The organism is Argonema antarcticum A004/B2 (genome assembly GCF_023333585.1).
GTDB classification, from domain to species: Bacteria; Cyanobacteriota; Cyanobacteriia; order Cyanobacteriales; family Aerosakkonemataceae; genus Argonema; species Argonema antarcticum.
In genome coordinates this window covers 27,763-49,379 of record NZ_JAIQZN010000021.1, presented here as the reverse complement: position 1 = coordinate 49,379, position 21,617 = coordinate 27,763, and the positions used below count along the sequence as shown (strand labels likewise).

The 21,617-nt window shown below is 42.5% G+C and carries 10 protein-coding genes; 5 read left to right on the top strand and 5 right to left on the bottom strand.

Annotation, left to right across the window (positions count from 1 at the left end; translation table 11 throughout):
* Positions 1–19 precede the first annotated feature (19 nt).
* The 5 genes from LAY57_RS11780 (at position 20) to LAY57_RS11760 (ending at position 17,662) form a co-directional block, all read left to right on the top strand.
* Positions 20–2,872, top strand: a complete 2,853-nt coding sequence (locus LAY57_RS11780) for a type I polyketide synthase (RefSeq protein WP_249066714.1) — start codon at positions 20–22, stop codon at positions 2,870–2,872.
* Positions 2,873–2,960: 88 nt separating this feature from the next.
* A complete protein-coding gene (locus LAY57_RS11775) occupies positions 2,961–8,228 on the top strand; it encodes a non-ribosomal peptide synthetase (protein WP_249066711.1) in 5,268 nt (1,755 codons plus the stop codon).
* A 57-nt stretch (positions 8,229–8,285) separates the two neighbouring features.
* Positions 8,286–9,959 (top strand): pyridoxal-dependent aspartate 1-decarboxylase PanP, encoded by a 1,674-nt coding sequence (gene panP, locus LAY57_RS11770; protein WP_249066708.1) that lies wholly within the window; start codon positions 8,286–8,288, stop codon positions 9,957–9,959.
* 97 nt (positions 9,960–10,056) lie between these two features.
* Entirely contained in the window at positions 10,057–13,332 is a 3,276-nt protein-coding gene (locus LAY57_RS11765) for a type I polyketide synthase (RefSeq protein ID WP_249066706.1), read from the top strand.
* Between the two features lie 247 nt (positions 13,333–13,579).
* The gene (locus LAY57_RS11760; RefSeq protein WP_249066704.1) at positions 13,580–17,662 is read left to right on the top strand and encodes a non-ribosomal peptide synthetase; all 4,083 of its coding nucleotides are present in this window, start codon (positions 13,580–13,582) and stop codon (positions 17,660–17,662) included.
* Positions 17,663–17,925: 263 nt separating this feature from the next.
* On the opposite strand, the gene LAY57_RS11755 is transcribed toward LAY57_RS11760, so the two are convergent.
* From LAY57_RS11755 to LAY57_RS11735, 5 genes are all read right to left on the bottom strand, one after another.
* Entirely contained in the window at positions 17,926–18,396 is a 471-nt protein-coding gene (locus LAY57_RS11755; RefSeq protein ID WP_249066702.1) for a DUF29 domain-containing protein, read from the bottom strand.
* A 205-nt stretch (positions 18,397–18,601) separates the two neighbouring features.
* A complete protein-coding gene (gene msrB, locus LAY57_RS11750; protein ID WP_249066699.1) occupies positions 18,602–19,096 on the bottom strand; it encodes a peptide-methionine (R)-S-oxide reductase MsrB in 495 nt (164 codons plus the stop codon).
* Between the two features lie 295 nt (positions 19,097–19,391).
* Complete coding sequence (locus tag LAY57_RS11745) at positions 19,392–20,279, bottom strand: ABC transporter permease (protein WP_249066697.1); 888 nt, start codon at positions 20,277–20,279, stop codon at positions 19,392–19,394.
* Positions 20,280–20,321: 42 nt separating this feature from the next.
* Positions 20,322–21,341 carry an ABC transporter ATP-binding protein gene (locus LAY57_RS11740; RefSeq protein WP_249066696.1) on the bottom strand — a complete coding sequence of 340 codons (1,020 nt, stop codon included), beginning with the start codon at positions 21,339–21,341 and terminating at the stop codon, positions 20,322–20,324.
* Positions 21,295–21,617 (bottom strand): hypothetical protein (locus LAY57_RS11735; protein ID WP_249066695.1); only part of this gene is annotated, 323 nt, incomplete at its 5' end. The genes LAY57_RS11735 and LAY57_RS11740, both read right to left, overlap by 47 nt.

Sequence of the window (21,617 nt, the reverse complement as noted above, 5' to 3'; positions counted from 1 at the left end):
ATTTTTAGGAGAGGTCGAAATGGATAAATGGGAAGGAGAGAGTATGTTAGAACCAATTGCTATTATTGGGATGGCTGGTCGTTTTCCTGGGGCTAAAAATGTTGATGAGTTTTGGCTGAATTTGTGTGATGAAGTAGAGTCGATTTCAGTGTTTAGTGATGAAGAGTTGAGGGATGGGGGGGTAGAAGATAGTTGGCTGAATGACGAAAACTATGTGAAAGCTGGGTTCGTGTTGGATGATATCGAGATGTTTGATGCTTCATTTTTTGGCATGATGGCAAAAGAAGCTGAAATTACAGACCCGCAACATCGTCTTTTTTTAGAGTGTGCTTGGGAAGCTTTGGAAAATGCGGGGTATGACCCGGAACGATACACAGGTTTGGCTGGTGTTTATGCGGGTGCTAACATGAGTACGTACTTGCTGAATAATATTATTTCAAATCGGGATTTATTGCAATCACTGGGTTATTTACCGCTGGGAATTGGCAATAGTCAAGACTTTTTAGCTACTCGAATTTCTTATAAATTGAATTTGAAAGGGCCGAGTATTAATGTTAATACGGCTTGTTCTACATCATTAGTTGCGGTTCATTCGGCTTGTCGGGGATTATTGAGTTACGAATGCGATTTGGCTCTAGCTGGTGGCGTTTCAATTCAAGTTCCTCAAAAACAAGGTTATTTCTATCAAGAAAGTGGGATATTTTCTACCGATGCTCGCACTCGCGCTTTTGATGCTAAAGCAGGAGGAACTACTTTTGGCAATGGGGTGGGTATTGTTGTACTTAAGAGATTAGAAGATGCTTTGGCGGATGGCGATCGCATTGATGCGGTTATTAAAGGTTCAGCTATTAATAATGATGGTTCGGCGAAAGTTAGTTATACAGCACCCAGTGTTTCGGGTCAAGCTAAGGTAATTGCTCAGGCGCAAGCGATCGCTCGTTTTGCTCCTGAAACTATCACTTATATCGAAACTCATGGAACTGGCACTTCTTTGGGAGATCCGATCGAAATTAGAGCGCTGCAAGAAGTGTTTGGAGCGCAAACTAAGAAAAAGGGTTTTTGTGCGATCGGGTCTGTAAAAACTAATGTCAGTCATTTGAATACAGCCGCCGGAATAACCGGATTAATCAAAACAGTTTTGGCGCTCAAACATCAGAAAATACCAGCCAGCTTGCACTTTGAAAAACCCAATCCCGAAATCGATTTTGCCAATAGCCCGTTTTATGTCAATACCACCCTCCGTGAATGGAAAACAGAGGGGATTCCTCGTCGTGCGGGAGTCAGTTCTTTCGGAATTGGCGGTACTAATGCTCATGTCGTTTTGGAAGAAGCTCCAAATCAAGAGCGTGGGAGAAAGGTAGCAGAGGAGAAAGAGAGAAAGTATCAATTGTTGATTCTTTCTGCTAAAACAAGTTCGGCTTTGGAAACAGCAACGGCAAATTTAGCGACACATTTAAAACAGCATCCAGACCTCAATTTAGCTGATGTGGCTTACACCCTGCAAGTTGGTCGTAAAGTATTCGATTATCGCCGGATGTTAGTATGTAAAAATATTGACAATGCTGTACAAGCGCTGAGTCTAAAAAGTGAGGAAAAAGGAAATAAAAAAATAGTAATTACCGACATTTGCCACTCTCATCATGAGGAGTCTGGTAGTCGCCCTGTCGTGTTTATGTTTTCCGGCCAAGGGGTGCAGTACGCGAACATGGCGCGGGAACTTTACCAGACCGAATCTACTTTTACTCATGCTATTGATGATTGTTGCAAACTCCTAATACCGCACTTGGGAATAGATTTGCGTACCGTTTTGTATCCTAGTGAAGTAGGGGAAGAAGAAGCCGCACAACAACTGAAACAAACTTATATTACTCAGCCAGTATTGTTTATAATTGAGTACGCTTTAGCTCAGTTGTGGATGTCGTGGGGCGTGCTTCCTGAAGCTGCGATCGGTCACAGTATTGGCGAGTACGTTGCAGCAACTCTTGCTGGTGTGTTTTCCTTGAAAGATGCGTTGATATTAGTAGCCACTCGCGGCAGATTGATGCAGCAACTTCCGGCTGGTGCAATGCTGGCTGTACCTCTATCGGAAAAGGAAATCGAACTAAGTGAAGAACTTTCTCTGGCTGTAATTAATGCACCATCTTTGTGTGTAGTTTCTGGTTCTATAAAAGCTGTGGACGAGCTGCAAAATCGTTTGATGGAGCTCGGTTTAGATTGTCGTCGCTTGCATACTTCTCATGCTTTTCATTCTGAGATGATGGAACCCATTATCGAGCCGTTCATCGCTGAAGTTAGAAAAGTCAAATTAAAGGCTCCTCAAATTCCTTTCATATCTAATGTAACTGGCACTTGGATTACTGAAATGGAAGCAACCGATCCGAATTATTGGGGTAAACATCTACGCCAAACGGTGCGTTTTGCTGACGGGATTGCTGAGTTGCTAAAAGAACCAAAGCGAATCCTCCTAGAAGTTGGCCCGGGACGTACTTTGAGTAGCTTTGCCAGAGAGCATTTAGAGGGGAATACTCAAACATTTGTACTTTCTTCATTGCGCCATCCGAAAGATTCTCAGTCAGATATCGCATTCTTTCTGAACGCATTGGGAAGACTTTGGCTAGCTGGTGTGTTGGTCAATTGGTCGGAATTTTATCGCCACGAGCGACGCGATCGCATTCCTTTACCCACTTATCCTTTTGAGCGAAAAAGATATTGGATTGAACCTTCTCATCCAGCAGTGCCTGACAAAAAAATTACACAAGTAGACAATACAATCGAGGAGGAAAATGTAGGCGATCGCGAAATTGAAGAGATAATGGCTCAACAAATGGAGATTATGTCTCAACAACTAGACCTGCTAAGAATGTCTGGCTAGCTTTTATCGTTCATCTGACCAATGACTAATGACCAATAACTAATGACTAATGACGGCTGACTAATGACTAATAATTAAGGAAATTACAATGTCTGACTCCCAACTCAACCAAAAACTAAATTCATCAATACATCCCTCGCAGACTGACAAAATCCTGTCTGTATTAAAAGAAATTGTCGGTAAAGCAATGGGAGTAAGCTCCTCTGAAATAGACGATAAGACTAATTTTCTCGAACTCGGTTTTGAGTCCGTGCAATTACTCCAAATAAATGGCGCAATTAAAAAAGCATTTGGTCTCAATATTTCTTTAAAATTATTAATTGAAAATAGCTCTACAATTAACGAATTAGCCGTTTACATATCTCAGCAAATCCCGCCAATCGATCCAACATTAACGCCCGATCGGCCCGAAACAAATAACTCAAAACCCAAGAAAAAAGCATCGCTATTGCCAGAAAATAAGGTCGATCGACAAACCGATAATACAGCGATCAAACGTTTGATGGCACAGCAACTTGAGGTGATGTCCAAACAACTGGAATTTCTGCGCGAAAATATTTCACCAAAGCAGAAACAACCTACACGCATACCTACCGAAACTATCGCACAGGAACGCCAGAGAGAAATTCCCATCCAAAATCCAAAATCCAAAATTCAAAAATCCCCCAGTTCCGCCAATTTAACTCCACGCCAACAAGAACATTTAGACGCATTAATCGCACGGGTGATCGAACGCACTCAAGCATCGAAAAATTTGACACAAAACGATCGCGTTCATCATGCTAATTCCAGATCGGTATTGGGATTTCGTCCCTCAATCAAAGAAATGGTATATCCCATCTATCCCCAAAGAAGTTCGGGTGCGAGAATTTGGGATATTGATGGTAATGAATATATAGATATGTCAATGGGATTTGGCGCACTTTTATTCGGTCATTCTCCATCTTTTATTATTGATGCAATTCAAGACTATGTTCGCCAAGGAATACAACACGGCCCGCAATCAGCAATGGCGGGTAAAGCTGCTCAGTTAGTTTGCGAATTGACAGGTCAAGAAAGGGCTTGTTTTTGTAATGATGGCAGCGAAGCGGTAATGGGAGCAATTCGCATCGCTCGCGCCATTACAGGACGCGAAAAGATTGCTTTTTTTGCAGGTTCCTATCACGGAACTTTGGATGAAGTTTTGGTCGCCGGAGTACCGAGTGAAGAGGGAAATTTGCGTTCGATCGCGATCGCTCCTGGGATTCCGCAACATAAAGTCAAACAAGTAATAGTTCTAGATTACGGAAATCCCAAATCGCTAGATATTATCAGAGCTCACGCCAGTGAATTAGCGGCTGTTTTGGTGGAGCCAATCCAAAGCGCTAAACCGGATTTGCAACCTAAAGAATTCTTGCATGAATTGAGACAATTAACTCAAGAAAGCGGAATTGCTTTAATTTTTGATGAGGTGATTACTGGATTTCGGATGCACCCCGGCGGGATGCAAGCGTTGTGGAATATTCGAGCCGATATCACAACTTACGGTAAAGCAATTGGTGGTGGTTTGCCGATCGGAGTAATCGCTGGTAAAGCTGCTTTTATGGACGCATTAGATGGTGGATTTTGGAGTTATGGAGATGCGTCTTATCCTGAAGTCGAAGTTACTCACTTTGCAGGTACTTTTTTCAAGCATCCTCTCGTGATGGCTGCTACTTTAGCTGCACTCACCCACATTAAGAATAGCGGCGCGAAACTGCAAGAAGAGTTAACTGCCAAAACCATAAAATTAGCCAACACGCTCAATACTTACTTCGAGCAAAAACAATTACCAATTAAGGTAGTTCATTTTGGTTCTCTCTTCCGATTTGCTTATTCTCCCACTCTCAATTGGATGGATTTGTTTTTCTATCATCTGCTAGAAAAGGGAATCTTTGCTTTAGAAAATCGCAGACTTTTCTTATCTACCGCGCATACCGATGAAGATATCGAGCGGATGATTCAAGCAGTCAAGGAAAGTATCAGCGAAATGCAACAAGGTGGATTTTTAACCGGGGAATCGGGAGTGGAGAATGGGAAAAAATCTTCCCGATCGCCGATCGCCGATCGCCAGTCTTCAATCCCCCTAACAGAAGCGCAAAAAGAACTTTGGGTAATGGCACAAATGGGAGAAAATGTCTCCCGCGCTTATAACCAATCAACGACAATTCATCTGCGCGGTTCGTTCAATTTGGCAGCAGCACGTAAGGCAATTCAAGAAGTAGTCGATCGCCACGAAGCATTGCGATCGACGTTTAGCCCGTCAGGAGATTATCAACAAATTAATTCGACTCTGACTATAAACATTCCAGTAGTAGATTTATCGACTTTAGATAACAGCGATCGCGAGACACATTTAGCGGAATTTTTAGTAAAAGAAGCACGACAAACTTTCAATCTTGAAACTGGCCCTTTAGTCCGCACCCAGATCGTCAAATTAGAAGAACAACATCATCTTTTCGTTCTTACAGTTCATCACATTATTGCTGATGGTTGGTCTTTGGGAGTTTTGCAACAAGAACTAGCTGCAATTTACACAGCCGAATGTCAAGCGATCGCGCATCAACTCCCACAACCAATGCAGTTAAGCGAATACGTTCAGTGGGAAGCAAGCCAGCAGGAAAGTCCAGAAATGGCAAAAGCTGAGGCTTATTGGTTGCAGCAATTTTCCAGTTCCGTTCCGGTATTAGAATTGCCAACCGATCGTCCGCGATCGTCAGTTAATCGCTACGTCGGTACTCGACCAACTTTCACGCTGGATAAAACTTTTTATGGCGCTTTGAAACACGAAAGCATCAAGTTTAAAAGCACCTTGTTTACAACAGTTTTGGCTGGTTTTTTTGCGTTACTTCACCGATTGACAGGTCAGGACGATATCGTTATTGGTATCCCTTCAGCCGGACAATTATCTGTTGAAGGTGAATCTCTTGTCGGTCACTATGTGAATTTATTGCCAATCCGCAGTCAAGTTGGGGAAAACCAGACATTCACAGAATATTTAAGTTCAATAAAACAGGTATTATCCGACGCTTATGACCATCAGATTTATCCGTTTATTAGGTTGGTTAAAAAACTAAATCTGCCAAGAGATACAAGTCGTCCACCTTTAGTGACAATAATGTTTAATTTGGACAGACCTCTGGCTACCTCAGAGTCTTTTAGCCGAAAATTCGAGTTTGTCAGAAATCCCACCAATTCTTCCATCTCAGATATTTTTCTGGATATTCACCAACAAAATGACGAACTTGTAGTCGATTGTGAATACAACACCGACTTATTTGACTCGCAAACTATTGAAAGGTGGATGAAACATTGGCAAACTTTGTTAGAAAGCATTGTTGCTAATCCAGAACAGCGAGTTGTGGATTTACCTTTACTGAAGTCAGACGAACTAAAACAGTTGTTGGTGGAATGGAATGATACTCAAACTGACTATCAGCATCACTGCATTCACGAACTTTTTGAAGCGCAAGTGGAACGCACGCCGGATGCTGTGGCGGTGATGTTTTGCAACCAAAGTTTGACTTATAGAGAACTGAATGCTAAGGCTAATCAACTAGCGCATCACCTGCAAAAATTGGGGGTAAATTCAGAAGTAATGGTGGGGATTTGTTTAGAGCGATCGCTCAATTCCATCGTCGGGATTTTGGGTATCCTCAAAGCAGGCGGTGCTTATCTTCCCCTCGATCCAGCATATCCGCAAGAACGATTAGATTTCATGCTTGCTGATGCTAAATTGTCATTGGTCATTAGTCATTCGTCATTAGTTAAAAACTTTGCACAAATGACGGTTATCTGCTTGGATACTGATTGGGAAATTATTCAGAAAGAAAACCGAGAAAATCCTGTCAGTCATTCTACAATTGATAATGTGGCTTATGTCATTTATACCTCTGGTTCGACGGGGAAACCTAAAGGAGTTTTAGGTTTGCATAGAGGTGCTATCAATCGTTTTCAGTGGATGTGGCAAACTTATCCTTTTAAAGGAGAAGAAGTTTGCTGTCAGAAAACATCGTTAAACTTTGTAGATTCTGTTTGGGAAATTTTCGGGCCCTTACTGCAAGGAATACCGACGATTATTATCAGCGATCGCATTCTCAAAGACCCTCACCAGTTCGTAGAAACTCTCGCCAATAATAAAGTGACGCGACTTGTCTTGGTTCCTTCTTTGCTGCGGTTACTTTTAGATACGTTTGCTGACTTGCAAAAACGGCTACCCAAATTGAATTTTTGGGTGACGAGTGGAGAAGCACTTTCGGTAGATTTATTGCAGCAGTTTCGGCAGATTTTACCTGAGAGTATGCTGTTAAATCTTTACGGTTCCTCCGAAGTTTCTGCTGATGTCACTTGCTACAGTATCGAGCCCCAAGATCGAGCTAATTCGCAAGTTTTCATCGGTCGTGCGATCGCTAACACCCAAATCTACGTCCTCGATCGCAACTTACAACCTGTTCCCATTGGCGTACCTGGTGAACTGTACGTCGGTGGCGCAGGATTGGCGCGAGGTTATCTCAATCGTCCCGAATTAACATCTGAGAAATTCATTCCTAATCCATTAGCAAGCATTCATACTGAACTATCGACCAAACTGTACAAAACTGGCGATTTGGTTCGTTATTTACCAGATGGCAATTTGGAATTTCTCGGACGAATCGATAACCAAGTCAAAATTCGCGGTTTCCGAATAGAATTAGGAGAAATTGAAGCAGCACTAGCTCAACATCCATCTGTGCGACAAGTAATCGTTTTGGCTAGGGAAAATGAACCCGACGATCGGCAATTGGTGGCTTATATCGTATCTGATTCAGAACAGCCGATCGCAGTCAGCGAACTTCATCGCCTGCTGCAAGAAAAGCTGCCTAACTATATGATACCATCCACCTTTGTGATGTTAGAAACTCTGCCATTGCTACCCAATGGTAAAGTAGACCGTCGAGCGCTACCAGCACCAGAACAAGCGCGTCCCAAATTGGAAGCAGCCTATCAAGCACCCCGAACGGAAATAGAGCAAACCATTGGTGCTATTTGGCAAGAATATCTCCATTTAGAGGAAGTAGGTATTCACGATAACTTCTTCGATTTGGGTGGTGATTCATTGCTCTTAGTTCGCGTTCACAGCCAGATGCAAAAAATATTTCAGCGAGAGTTTTCTTTAGTTGGAATGTTTCAATATCCAACTATCGGCTACTTAGCTGAATATTTAATTCAGGAGGAAAACAAGCAGCGATCGTATGCAAATCATTCTCAACCATCAATAACCCCGACAGACTCCATCAACCGCCGCCGACAAGTCAGACAAGAACATCGAGCGGCAAGACAAAGAAGAGAGCAGCCTTAAAAGCTAATTTTAGATGGCGGATTCCCAATATCTTTCAACCCAATTAAGTAGGAAAAAATGATGTTAAACCAACAAGAAATGCTGAAAATAAAAACCTCCTTTAACCCCGACAATACGAGCCAATATACTATTGAACAAAAAACAATCGAACTTTTTGCTCCATCCACTCACACTGCCTCTCTAGAAAAAACGATCGAGATGCAAATTAACGCTGTAACTCGCGAGTTTTTAGCCAACATCAAAACCAACAGCGACATTGATTTTCAAGCGTTAACGCAAAACTTTTGCGATCCTCAAATTCCCATTGAACCCGCTAATTTTGAAAGCTACCTGGAATATTTATCCAGCAACGTAATTAACCATTCAATCCACACATCATCGCCACGATTTATCGGTCACATGACCGCCGCACTTCCCCATTTCGTGCAGCCTCTAGCTAAACTGATGACGGCGATGAATCAAAACGCCGTTAAAATAGAAACTGCTAAAGCTTTCAGTCCTTATGAACGTCAAGCTTTGGCAATGATTCATCGACTGATTTACAACTTTGGCGATCGCTTTTACGCCCAGCATATTCAAAACAGCGAGAGTACATTAGGAATTTTGGTTTCTGGAGGTACTACAGCGAATATCACAGCGCTTTGGTGCGCCAGAAATACTTCTTTAGGGCCAAAAGACGACTTTCCAGGTATAGAAAAGGAAGGTTTAACAGCCGCCTTAGATTATTATGGCTACAAAGGTGCGGTAGTAATCGGTTCGGACTTAATGCACTACTCGTTTGAAAAAGCCGCCGATTTGTTGGGTATCGGTACGCGAGGTTTGATTAAAATTAAGAGCGATCGCAACAATCGGATTGACATCTGTGCGCTTCGTCAAGCTGTCGCAGATTGTCGCAAACAAAACAAACATATTATCGCGATCGTGGGCATTGCTGGTACTACAGACTCAGGTGGAGTCGATTCTCTTTCCGATATGGCGGACATTGCGCGAGAAGCGAACGTTCACTTCCATGTCGATGCCGCTTGGGGTGGGCCACTGATCTTTTCCCAACAGCATCGACCTAAAATTGTTGGGATCGAACGCGCTGATTCGGTGACGATTGATGGACATAAACAAATGTACTTGCCAATGGGTATTGGGATGGTCTTTTTGCGCGATCCGATCGTGGCACAAGCGATCGAAAAAAATGCCAGTTATACCATGCGTAAAGGTTCTTTCGACTTAGGTAAACGCGCTTTGGAAGGTTCTCGACCGGGAATGGCATTATTCCTTCATGCTGGGCTCAACTTAATTGGAGTGAAAGGATATGAATTTTTGATTGATGAAGGAATTCGGAAAACTCAATATATGGCCGATCGCATCCGCAGTCTAGCTGAATTTGAGTTGTTAGCAGAACCGGATATTAACCTGTTAATTTACCGTTATATACCGGAGTCATTGAGAGAGAATGCGGCTAAAAATCAGTTAACTGAAAGTGAAAATCAACTGATCGATCGATTTAACGAACGACTTCAAAAAGCCCAGCGCCAAGCAGGTCGTACTTTTATTTCACGAACAACTAAAACCACGATCTGTTCTGGAAAAGAAATTCCGATGGTCGCATTGCGGGCGGTGATTGCTAATCCACTTACCACTGAAGATGATATCGATGCAGTTTTAAACGACCAGATGGAGATTGCTTTAGAGATTTTGCTCTCTAATTCTCTAGAAATTGCTGAGAATGTAGCATAACTCGCAGCACGCCTTGGAGGTTGAACCTCCCGCACTTCGTTTCCAGATTCTACCTGGGAACGAGAATAAAGTTAAAAGTAAATGGTTGAGTATTCTGATGAATAATCTAAGTGAATTTAATCGTTTTGATGGAAAGGATGAAATCGCAATCGTCGGCATGGCGGGGCGTTTCCCAGGTGCAAAAAATGTCGATATTTTTTGGCAAAACTTGCGAAATGGCGTAGAATCAATTTCTTTTTTTACAGATGAAGAACTCATCTCTACAGGTACAGACCCAGCCGTATTCAATGACCCCAAATATGTCAAAGCAGGCACAGTATTAGAAGAGATAGAACTATTTGATGCTGCATTTTTCGGCTTTACACCCAGAGAAGCCGAAATCGCAGATCCCCAACAGCGTCTTTTCTTAGAATGTGCTTGGGAAGCATTAGAAAATGCTGGTTACGATTCGGAAAGTTATCCCGGTCAAATTGGTTTGTTTGCAGGTGTAACTCTGAGCAGTTATTTATTTTCTAACCTGTATCCTAATCGCCATTTAATAGAATCAGTCGATCCGTTCCAAGTGTTAATTGGCAATGATAAAGACCACCTTTGCACGCAAACTTCTTACAAATTAAACCTCAAAGGGCCGAGCATTAACGTTCAAACTACCTGTTCTACTTCATTAGTTGCAGTTCACTTAGCTTGCCAAAGTTTGCTGAATGGCGAAAGCGATATCGTGTTAGCTGGTGGTGTTTCAATTCAAGTGCCACAAAAAACAGGTTATCGCTATCAAGAAGGAGGAATAAATTCTCCTGACGGACATTGCCGAGCTTTCGATGTAAATGCTCAAGGAACTATTTTTGGTAGCGGTTTGGGTATTGTCGTATTGAAACGCTTAGAAGATGCTGTAGCCGACGGGGATTGTATTCATGCGGTCATTAAAGGTTCCGCAATTAATAATGACGGTTCTTTAAAAGTTGGTTACACAGCCCCCAGCGTAGAAGGTCAAAGGGAGGTGATTTTAGAAGCACTTGCTTTAGCTGGAGTGGAGTCCGAAACTATTAGTTATATTGAGGCGCATGGAACGGGAACTTCGTTGGGAGATCCGATCGAAATTGCAGCTCTCACCCAAGCTTTTCGTACCAGAACTAATCGGAATGGTTTTTGTGCGATCGCTTCAGTTAAAACTAATGTTGGACATTTGAATACAGCCGCTGGAATAACAGGTTTAATCAAAACTATCCAAGCACTTAAACACAAACAAATACCTCCTAGTTTGCATTTTCAACAACCCAATCCTCAGATAGATTTTGCCAACAGTCCCTTTTACGTTAATACTACGTTGTCGGAATGGAAAACTAACGGCAATCCGCGTCGTGCTGGAGTCAGTTCTTTCGGAATTGGTGGAACAAATGCTCATATAATTTTAGAAGAAACTCCTGCCCTTGAAGCTTCTAGTTCCTCACGTCCTTGGCAGTTATTGCTACTCTCAGCAAAAACCAATACAGCATTAGAGATAGCAACTGCGAATTTAGCCAAACATTTACACCAGCATCCCGATTTAAAGATCGCTGATGTTGCTTACACATTGCAAGTCGGTCGTCGGACTTTTGAACATCGCCGGATGGTAGTTTGTCATGATATTGAAGATGCCCTGAATGCGCTAACTAATTTAGATCCGCAACGAGTTTTCACGCACTACCAAAAGCCCTCTCACCGTCCGATCGTATTCATGTTTTCTGGACAAGGCGCACAATATGTAAATATGGGGCGAGAACTCTACGAAGTTGAGCCAACATTTAGAGAACAAATAGATATCTGTTCGGAAATTCTCAAACCTCATTTAGGTATCGATTTGCGTTCAATTCTATATCCCAGTGAAGCAGAAACCGCAGAAGCTTCTCAGCAATTGCAACAAACTGCTATTACCCAACCAGCTATATTTGTTGTTGAATACGCGATCGCCAAGTTGTGGATAGAATGGGGAGTGAATCCCGTAGCGCTAATTGGACACAGTATTGGTGAATATGTAGCTGCTACTTTAGCAGGTGTTTTCTCCCTAGAAGATGCCTTATTTTTAGTAGCAAGTAGAGGTAAACTGATGCAGCAATTGCCCTCTGGAAGTATGCTCGCCGTACCTCTCTCAGAACAAGAAATTCAGCCATTTTTGAGCAAAGAAATTTCTTTAGCCGCAATTAACGCGCCATCCTCGTGCGTCGTTTCAGGCTCGACAGAAGCGATCGCAACATTGCAAAATCAGTTAAATTCCCAAGCTATAGACTGTCGCCGCTTACATACATCTCATGCCTTTCATTCTGAGATGATGCAACCGATTTTAGAACAGTTTGTACTTGCCATTAAAAAAGTGAAGCTGAATCCGCCCCAACTTCCTTTTATTTCCAACGTCACTGGTACTTGGATTACAGAAAATGAAGCCACAAATCCCAGCTATTGGAGCAAACATCTGCGCCAAACAGTGAGATTTTCTGCCGGAATTTCCGAGTTATTAAAACAGCCGGAAGCAATATTTTTGGAAGTTGGGCCTGGACGGACGTTAAGCACGTTAACTAAGCGGCATTTAGAACCCGATGCCAAACATCTCGTGCTAAATTCCTTACACCATCCTCAAGAACAACAATCCGATGTTGCCTTATTATTAAACGCATTAGGTCGGCTTTGGATGGCAGGTGTGAAGATAGATTGGTCGGGTTTTTCTACTCACGAATCCCGTCATCGTCTCCCTCTACCTACCTATCCTTTCGAGCGCCAACGTTACTGGATCGATGCCAAATCGCCATCCTTATCTGGAAGTAACAAATCAACAACATCAGACCAAAAAGATCGATGGTTAGTGCTTGTTGATGAATCTGGTCTAGGTTCCCAATTACTTAATAAATTGGAACAAAAAGGTCAAAATGTAATTACGTTAAAGTTAGGAGAAAATTATGCTAAACTCAGCGAAGGAATTTATACCATTAATCCCCAAAACCAAGACGATATTGATGCTTTACTGGCAGAACTAATACCGGAGACAAAACCATCTCAACAAACAGACTCCTCCCCACGCTATTTAAGACCCAGCCTCGGTAATTCGTATGTTCCTCCTACTAACGACTTAGAACAACAAATTGCCGAAATGTGGCAAGAAGTTATCGGTATTAAACAAGTCGGTATTCACGATAATTTCTTTGAGTTAGGAGGAGATTCACTCATCGCTACCCAATTAGTTTCGCGATTGCGATCGCACTTCCCAGTTGAACTACCACTGCGCGACCTTTTGCTTCAAGCATCCACTGTCGCCAAACAAGCCGAAACGATCGACCAACTTCTCTTAGAAAAAATTGCCGAATTATCTGATGAAGAAGTTGAAGCTTTATTGGCTAATCGATAAAACTTTCTTTTTACACAACCGAATCCCATCTAATACCAATTTTTTATGAGGCTGCATAGAATCAGATCCCCCCTAGCCCCCCTTAATAAGGGGGGGACAAGATTTCACTCAAAGCCCCCCTTCTTAAGGGGGGGACAAGATTTCACTCAAAGTCCCCCTTCTTAAGGGGGATTTAGGGGGATCGAGATATGTGCAACTTCACATTAAATTGGTATAACCTCATTACTCATCACCAACAACATCTATTATGGAAAACTCAACCTCTAATCTATCAGCAACCAAAAAAGCCCTTCTAGAAAAATGGAAGACAGGAAAATTTAAAAGTTATGCTATTCCTAAGCGATCGGAATCTAATCTTATTCCCTTATCTTTTTCCCAGCAAAGACTCTGGTTTATCGATCGACTTTATCAAGGAAGTTCTTTCTATAATATTCCGACAGCCATTCATTTAAAGGGAATGCTTGATGTGACGGCGATTAAGCAAAGTCTCAACGAAATTATGAAGCGTCACGAAGCTTGGCGGACGAGTTTTGTAATAGTAGATAAGCAACCATTTCAGGCGATCGCATCTGAAGCAACCTGGGAATTACCGATCGTCAACCTCGAACATTTATCGGGAAAAAATTGGGATGTTGAAGTTCAAAAAATAGCGATCGAGGAAGCTAAAAAACCCTTTGATATATCCCAAGCGCCTCTGGTACGGGCAACTTTGCTGCGTCTAAGCGAAACAGAACATATTTTCCTTTTGACCATGCACCACATCGTCTCCGATGGATGGTCTATATCAGTGTTCGCGGGGGAATTTGCAGCGCTGTACGCGGCGTTCTCAACAGGTCAATCTCCCTCATTACAGGAACTTCCTATCCAGTATGCAGATTTTGCAATTTGGCAGCGCGATCGCTTGCAAGGTGAATTACTCAACACCCAAATCAATTACTGGAAGCAGCAACTAGGTGGTGATTTACCTGTATTGCAATTGCCTGTCGATCGCTCCAGACCTACTATTACCACATTTAATGGCGCAAAGCAATACTTTACTTTTCCCAAAACTCTAACAGAGGCGCTAAGTAAATTAGGTCAGCAAGAAGAAGTCACTTTATTTATGACTTTACTGGCGGCTTTTAATACTTTACTTTACCGCTATACAGAGCAAGAAGACATCCTCATAGGTTCTTCAATTGCCAATCGAAATCAAGCCGAATTAGAAGGAATCCTTGGTTTATTTGTCAATACATTGGTAATGCGAAATGACCTCAGCGGCGATCCAAGTTTTCGGACGCTTTTGAGTCGGGTACGCGGGGTGACTCTGGACGCTTACGCACATCAGGATTTGCCTTTCGAGAAGCTAGTAGAGGAATTGCAACCCGACCGAGATTTAAGCCGAAATCCTTTGTTTCAGGTCATGTTTGTGCTGCAAAATACGCCGAATTCCGAGCGAGAGATTGCTGGGTTAACTTTGCGTAGTTTGGAGTTCGATAGTGGCACATCTCAGTTTGACATTTTTCTGTCGATCGGCGAATCTAAAGCAGGATTAACTGGATTTTTAGAGTACAGTACCGACTTATTTGATGCGGCAACAATTACAGGACTAATCGACAATTTTCAAACCTTACTGGAAAGCATCGTTGCTAATCCCGATCGCCAAATTTCTGAACTACCAATCCTAACTGCCAAACAGCGAGAACAACTGTTATTGGAGTGGAATAATACTCAAACGACTTATCCGCAAGATGTCTCTCTCCATCAATTATTTGAACGGCAAGTACAGGATTTTCCCGATAGTTTAGCATTAATCGATCGCTCCGAAAAAATCACCTATCGACAACTCAACCAAAAGGTCAATCAACTTGCCCATTATTTACAAAAATTGGGAGTAACAACCGAAACTTGCGTGGGGATTTGTCTGGATCGATCGCTGGAAATGATAGTTGGAATTCTGGCAATACTGAAAGCAGGCGGTGCTTACATTCCTCTCGATCCAAATTATCCAGTCGATCGTCTTTCTTTCATGGTTTCTGATTCCCAAGTTTCATTAGTCATCAGTCATTCATCATTACGCGATCGCTTTCAACAAATACAAGTTATCTGTCTAGATGATGACAGGGAAATTATCGATCGAGAAAGTCAAGAAAATCCTGCCACCGCATCTAAAAGTGACAATCTTGCTTATGTAATCTACACTTCTGGTTCGACTGGAACTCCCAAAGGCGTTCTCGGCACTCACCGAGGTACAGTTAATGGGTTAAACTGGTTGTGGAAAACTTATCCCTTTGAAAGAGAAGACATTTGTTGTCAGAAAACAGCAATTAGTTTTGTAGATTCAGTCTGGGAAATTTTTGCTCCCTTACTCCAAGGAATTCCCACCGTTATCATTCCCGATCCAATTGTCAAAGACACTAAACTATTCCTAGAAACGCTCGATCGCCATCGCGTTACGCGAGTCATACTTGTTCCTTCCTTGCTGCGGTTAATTCTCGATACTTACGGTAATTTAATCCAAAAATTGTCGAACTTGAAACTTTGGATAACCAGTGGAGAAGCACTACCTATCGACTTAGCGCGATCGTTCAAAAAATTGCTGCCATCTGCCAAATTGATTAACCTTTACGGTTCATCAGAAGTTTCTGCTAACGCCACTTACTACGATACGAGTTTATTACTAGAAAAAGCAACTAGCGTTCCGATCGGTCGTCCTATTAATAACACTCAAGTTTACATATTCGATCGCCATTTACAACCAACGACCGTCGGAGTCTGCGGTGAATTGTACATCGGTGGCGATGGATTGGCGAAAGGTTATTTGAATCGTCCTGAACTAACCGAGGAACGGTTTATTGATAACATCTTTGTATCGGGAACTAAGCTTTACAAAACTGGCGATTTAGGGCGTTATTTGCACGATGGCAATCTCGAATATTTAGGTCGCCGTGACGAACAAGTAAAAATCCGAGGTTTCCGAGTAGAATTGGCCGAAATTGAAAGTGCGATATTGCAACATCCAGATATTCGAGAATCTGTTGTCATTATCTGCGACGATACACAAGGCGATAAACATCCGATCGCTTACATAGTAACAGATGAACCAAACTTAGTTTCACAACTGCACGGTTACTTGCAAGAGAAACTACCGGATTATATGATACCGTCTGCTTTTGTGGTGCTCGATGCGATACCGCTAACACCAAATGGGAAAGTAGATAAGCGATCGCTTCCAACTGATAATACGATCCGATCTAACTCCACAAAATCCTTCGTTTCAGCCAGAAATATTTCCGAATTAGCTTTGGTAAAAATTTGGGAAAATCTTCTAGCTATTAACTCAATTGGAGTTACAGATAACTTCTTCGAGTTGGGAGGTCACTCCTTTTTAGCTGTACGCTTAATGGCTCAAATTTACGAGCGGTTTGGACACAACCTTCCCCTATCTATTTTGTTTGAAAACCCAACAATTGAAAAACTCGCTAAAATTGTCAGCCAGCCAACAAACTTGAGTTCAGGTTCCCCGCTGGTAGCCCTTAATTCTTCAGGTTCAAGGACTCCTTTCTTTTGCGTACACGCCGCCGGAGGAGATATTCTTTCTTACATAAACTTGGCAGATAAAATCGGTGGAGAGCAACCATTTTACGCCTTGGAACAGTCCCCCAGTTCCGTAGAAATTGAAGCTAAGTCAGTAGAAGAAACAGCAGCTTATTACCTCCAAGAAATTCGCACAGTGCAACCGGAAGGGCCATATCTTTTAGGAGGTTGGTGTTTTGGTGGTGTGGTTGCTTTTGAGATGGCGCAACAACTACAAAAACAAGGTCAAAAAGTAGACTTGCTAGTGGTAATTGACGCGATATTGTCAGAAACAGTTATTCAACCAACAAAGGATGATGATGCTAAATTTTTACTCCGGTTAGCTGAATCAATTAAAAACTGGTTCGGAATCGATTTTTCAGTCTCCTACGAGGAAATGCGAGATATACCGTTGGATGAGCAATTTCAGTTATTGAATAGAAAGGCAAACTTCATCGTCAGCGACACGGAGATGACGCAGCATATTCGCGATTACAAGGTCTTTAAATCTCACGTTCAAGCCATGCGAGATTACGTTCCCCAGGTTTATCCTCACAAAATTACGTTGTTTCGAGCTAGCGATAAAATTGCTCATGATTTTGATAGTTCTGAGTTCCATAGCGATGACTTATTGTTAGGTTGGGGCAAATGTTCCCAGCAAGCGATCGAAGTTATTGAACTTCCGGGAAATCATTTCTCCATGTTTGCTGAACCTCACGTACAAAAATTAGCTGAACAATTGAAATGTTGTCTCGATCAATTCGTAACAGGTTAAGAAAGAGGCGCAGTAGTTAAGTCAGTAATAAATTGAGCGCCGTTATTTTGTATCTGACTATACATTGGCATACCATCTCTGTAAGAGCCTTTTATTCGGCATATTGTTGACGCTCGCGTTTTGTTGCTGGTCTAGCGCTGATAATTCTAATCGTTTCTCCTCTAATTACTCTGGTATAGCTAGGGACTAGGGTCTAGGGGCTAGGGGAAGAAGGGAATCAAGGGTTTCAGGAATTCAGAATGTCTTAACCGCCCTGGCGGTTGCTATATATAATCAGCATTCAGGATATCCTCTAGAGTAAATTCTGGTTCCCTTGGGAATATTTCTGCATCTAATTCATATTTTTTAAGGATATCTTTCCTAGCATTAACATAACATTCGATCCATATCTCAGCTAACAATTCTCTGAGACTGGGACTATCTTCCAATAAATATTCAAGTTGCCTTCTTTGTTCGACAATAGTTTGTCGCCAACCTCTAGCATTATTTGCTTTTTCAGCTTGCCAATATTGAATTTTTAAAAGATGCTCTATTAAGGTTGTTAATCTACTTTTTAATTCTTTTTTCTCGCTTCTTCCCATGCTTTCAATTTCTTCTATCAAATTATCAAAATCTACAAGCTCTAGTTTTTTTTCTTTTAATAATTTTGTTGTCGTTTTCAACCACAAATAGAAATCTTGTTCGTAAAGATTTGATGTATTAGATATAGATTTTACCTCTAACTCTGGATTCATATTACATTAATGGAATTAGCGATTAATTCTATGATATATAAATTCGTAATGTTAGTCAAGGAATCCAAGTGAATTGAATCATTATACCGACAGTGCGATCGCACCTTCTCACCTATTCATCTCCTCAGCGGAAAACAGAAGATTAGGGTGAAAGATGCGATCGCACTTTAAATCGAAGACACTCTCAACTCAGTCGAGTACAATATCAGCTAGAAAGAAATTCCAGCGACACACCGTTCATGCAGTAACGTTTGCCAGTAGGTTTAGGCCCGTCGTTAAATACATGACCTAGATGTCCGCCACAGCGACTGCAATGCACTTCAACTCTAGTCGTAAAAAATGACTTGTCTGTGGATGTGCCGATCGCACCTTCAATGGGGGCAAAAAAGCTAGGCCAGCCAGTACCGCTATCGAATTTGGTTTCAGATGAAAAAAGTGGTAGAGCGCACCCAGCGCAAACGTAAGTCCCCTTACCGTATTGCTTATCAAGCGGACTGGTGTGAGCGCGTTCTGTTCCATGTTTACGCAGCACATTAAATTGTTCTGGAGTCAAAATTGTGCGCCATTCTGACTCAGTTTTGGTGATTTCAAATTCATTATTCGCGATTGCCATATCTGTTGAACTCCCAGGTAGATAGCGTGATAACAAGGCGGTGCCAAGAATTGCTGTACCACCCCATAAAAAATTGCGTTTATTCATAATCTAGCATTGAATTACTGACTGTGAAACTTAAGGCGATGCTTGAACGTAGCGAACGTCGTTATTGAGTGTAAAAATTCTTTCGTTCATAGCTTTGTTTGTTCCTTAAGTTGATTGTTGCTTAGGAAATCACTTCAAAGATGATACTTCTCTAAATATTTTAGGCTTTAAACCTGAGATTTTCACTAAGTAATTATTATGAATTTCTCAGCGAAATCTAATCTGTGAAATTGTTGATTTAAGTACGGTTGAGCCTCACCCGTTATAGGACAAACTTAACGGGGGAGGATATCAATCAAGCAAAGGTTCGACGCAAAAGGGGTTGAATAATGAAAAATGCTACCACATCAAGAACCAGTAGCACTAGCAGCGCCCCACCCAAGGTAACAGCACCCCAAGGAGCCTGCATTACTACGCTATTTAGCGCCCAATCACTGTTTAGATAGAGATAGCGAATTGGCTCGATCGCATAACTCAAAGGATTGAGAGTCGCGATCATCTGTAACCACCTTGGCATAAAAGATAAAGGTGCGAGAGCAGTGCTGGCAAACAGCAAAGGCAGGTTGGTAACAAAAATTACCGCAATCAATTCAATGTGACCCGGTAATGCAAAAGCCAATCCCAAACTCAAAGCCGTTACGCCGAGAACCAGTAACAGGAGAATCAGCGAAATCAAACCCAAACCCAACGGATCGGGCCAACCCGCACCCAGGAAAGCACTCGCCGCAATAATTGCTGACGTTTGAATCGCGCTGAGGGTAATTATGAATATAGCCGAAGCGAAGACGATCGAATACCGGGAAGCCAGGGGAGCAACCAGCAAACGATTGAGAAAGCCAAATTCGCGATCGAACATTACCGGCAAACCAGCATTCAGTGCGCCGCTAAACGCTGTAAAAACAATCACACCAGCGGCAAGAAATTGTCCGTAATTTACAGTATCGCCAAAAAGTCCTTTAGGCGCATTTTGAAACAGCGCCCCAAACAAAACCAACCAGATCAAAGGTTGAATAACCCCAGCAATTAAAGTTGAGGGACGCCGCTGTAATTGGATAAACAAACGACGAGTTAAAGCCAAAGTTTCTTGGACAAGTTCGCCAAAGAAACCCGGTGCAGGACTAACCTGCATTGCCTCTGGCTTCAAGCTAACATTTGGTTTAGAAGGAGTTACAGTACTGCTCATCTTTCTTTTTTCTCTTCGCGTCTTCGTTGTTCAAAAATTAACCTATTTCATATTCTGTTTGCGTTCCGCCTTGGGATCGCGACTTCCAGCCGCTGCAAGTTCCGCATCCATCAGCGTTCTACCCGTCGCGGCAAGATAGACATCATCCAAACTAGGCCGCGATTGTGCAATACCAAAAGTAGGTAATCCAGCCGCTTGTAGAGCTTGCTGAATGGTAATTAAGGCGTCGCTTTGAGGCGTGACTACCAAATTGAGCGAGTTCCCTTGAGCTACGTTAATAATCGCTTCTTGCACAAAAGGAAAGGATTTTAGCATATCTTTGGCTTTCTCTGCTTCTTCGAGCGGGCAAAACTCGCGGATGCGGAGGGTAATGCGATCGCCTCCCACCCTATCCTTCAACTCCGAAGGCGTACCAGCAGCAATTACCACACCTTTATCGATAATCGCCACGCTAGAGGCTAGCGCGTCAACTTCCTCTAGATAGTGGCTTGTCAGCAAAACAGTCGTCCCCGCATCCCGCAGCTGACGCAAGATATCCCACATCACCACTCGGCTTTCGATATCAAGCCCTACTGTTGGTTCATCCAAAACCAGCACATCTGGTTTATGCAGCAATCCAGCTGCCAAATCCAACCGCTTGCGGATACCACCAGAGTAAGTACCAGTTTTTTGATCGGCGTATTCCTGCAATCCTAGCGAACTTATCATTTTATCAATTCGCTCTTTGGCAAATTTGCCAGGTATGTGGTATAATGCCGCTTGCAGTTGCAGCAATTCCCTACCAGTCAGCACCTTATCGAGGGCAACTTCTTGGGCGACGTAGCCTAGCTTTTGCCGTGCTGCTTTGGGGTTGGCGATCGCGTTGATGCTAGATACTTCAATTTTGCCAGCATCGGGCGTCGCCAGGGTACAGATACATCTGATGGTTGTGGTTTTGCCAGCGCCATTTGGCCCAAGCAGACCAAAAATCTCTCCCGGTTCTACCTGAAAGGAAACATCTTTGACGGCTTCAACCTTACCGTAACGCTTTTGGAGTTTTTCGATTAAAACTGCGGGAGCCATAGCTGTCCCAAATTAACAAATCTAAACAATCTTTACTTTTATTGTAGCGGGAGAGTGGGGGAGTGGGGGAGTGGGGGAGTGGGAGAGTGGGGGAGTGGGGGAGTGGGGGAGTGGGAGAGTGGGAGACTGGGGGAGTGGGGGGAATAAAAATGTTATTTTTTTGAACAAAAGCATAACAATTCCGAAAAAGCCGAAAATTATGGGAAAATATCAATAATTTGAACAGAGTGTTTCTATAGTCTTTATGGATAATGGGTGCGTTGTGGGGGTGGGGCG

What these genes read in the sequence shown, in the direction of transcription:
- LAY57_RS11780 (WP_249066714.1), top strand. Translation starts at nt 20, where the DNA reads ATGGATAAATGGGAAGGAGAGAGTATGTTAGAACCAATTGCTATTATT.
- LAY57_RS11775 (WP_249066711.1), top strand. Translation starts at nt 2,961, where the DNA reads ATGTCTGACTCCCAACTCAACCAAAAACTAAATTCATCAATACATCCC.
- panP (WP_249066708.1), top strand. Translation starts at nt 8,286, where the DNA reads ATGATGTTAAACCAACAAGAAATGCTGAAAATAAAAACCTCCTTTAAC.
- LAY57_RS11765 (WP_249066706.1), top strand. Translation starts at nt 10,057, where the DNA reads ATGAATAATCTAAGTGAATTTAATCGTTTTGATGGAAAGGATGAAATC.
- LAY57_RS11760 (WP_249066704.1), top strand. Translation starts at nt 13,580, where the DNA reads ATGGAAAACTCAACCTCTAATCTATCAGCAACCAAAAAAGCCCTTCTA.
- LAY57_RS11755 (WP_249066702.1), bottom strand. Translation starts at nt 18,396, where the DNA reads ATGAATCCAGAGTTAGAGGTAAAATCTATATCTAATACATCAAATCTT.
- msrB (WP_249066699.1), bottom strand. Translation starts at nt 19,096, where the DNA reads ATGAATAAACGCAATTTTTTATGGGGTGGTACAGCAATTCTTGGCACC.
- LAY57_RS11745 (WP_249066697.1), bottom strand. Translation starts at nt 20,279, where the DNA reads ATGAGCAGTACTGTAACTCCTTCTAAACCAAATGTTAGCTTGAAGCCA.
- LAY57_RS11740 (WP_249066696.1), bottom strand. Translation starts at nt 21,341, where the DNA reads ATGGCTCCCGCAGTTTTAATCGAAAAACTCCAAAAGCGTTACGGTAAG.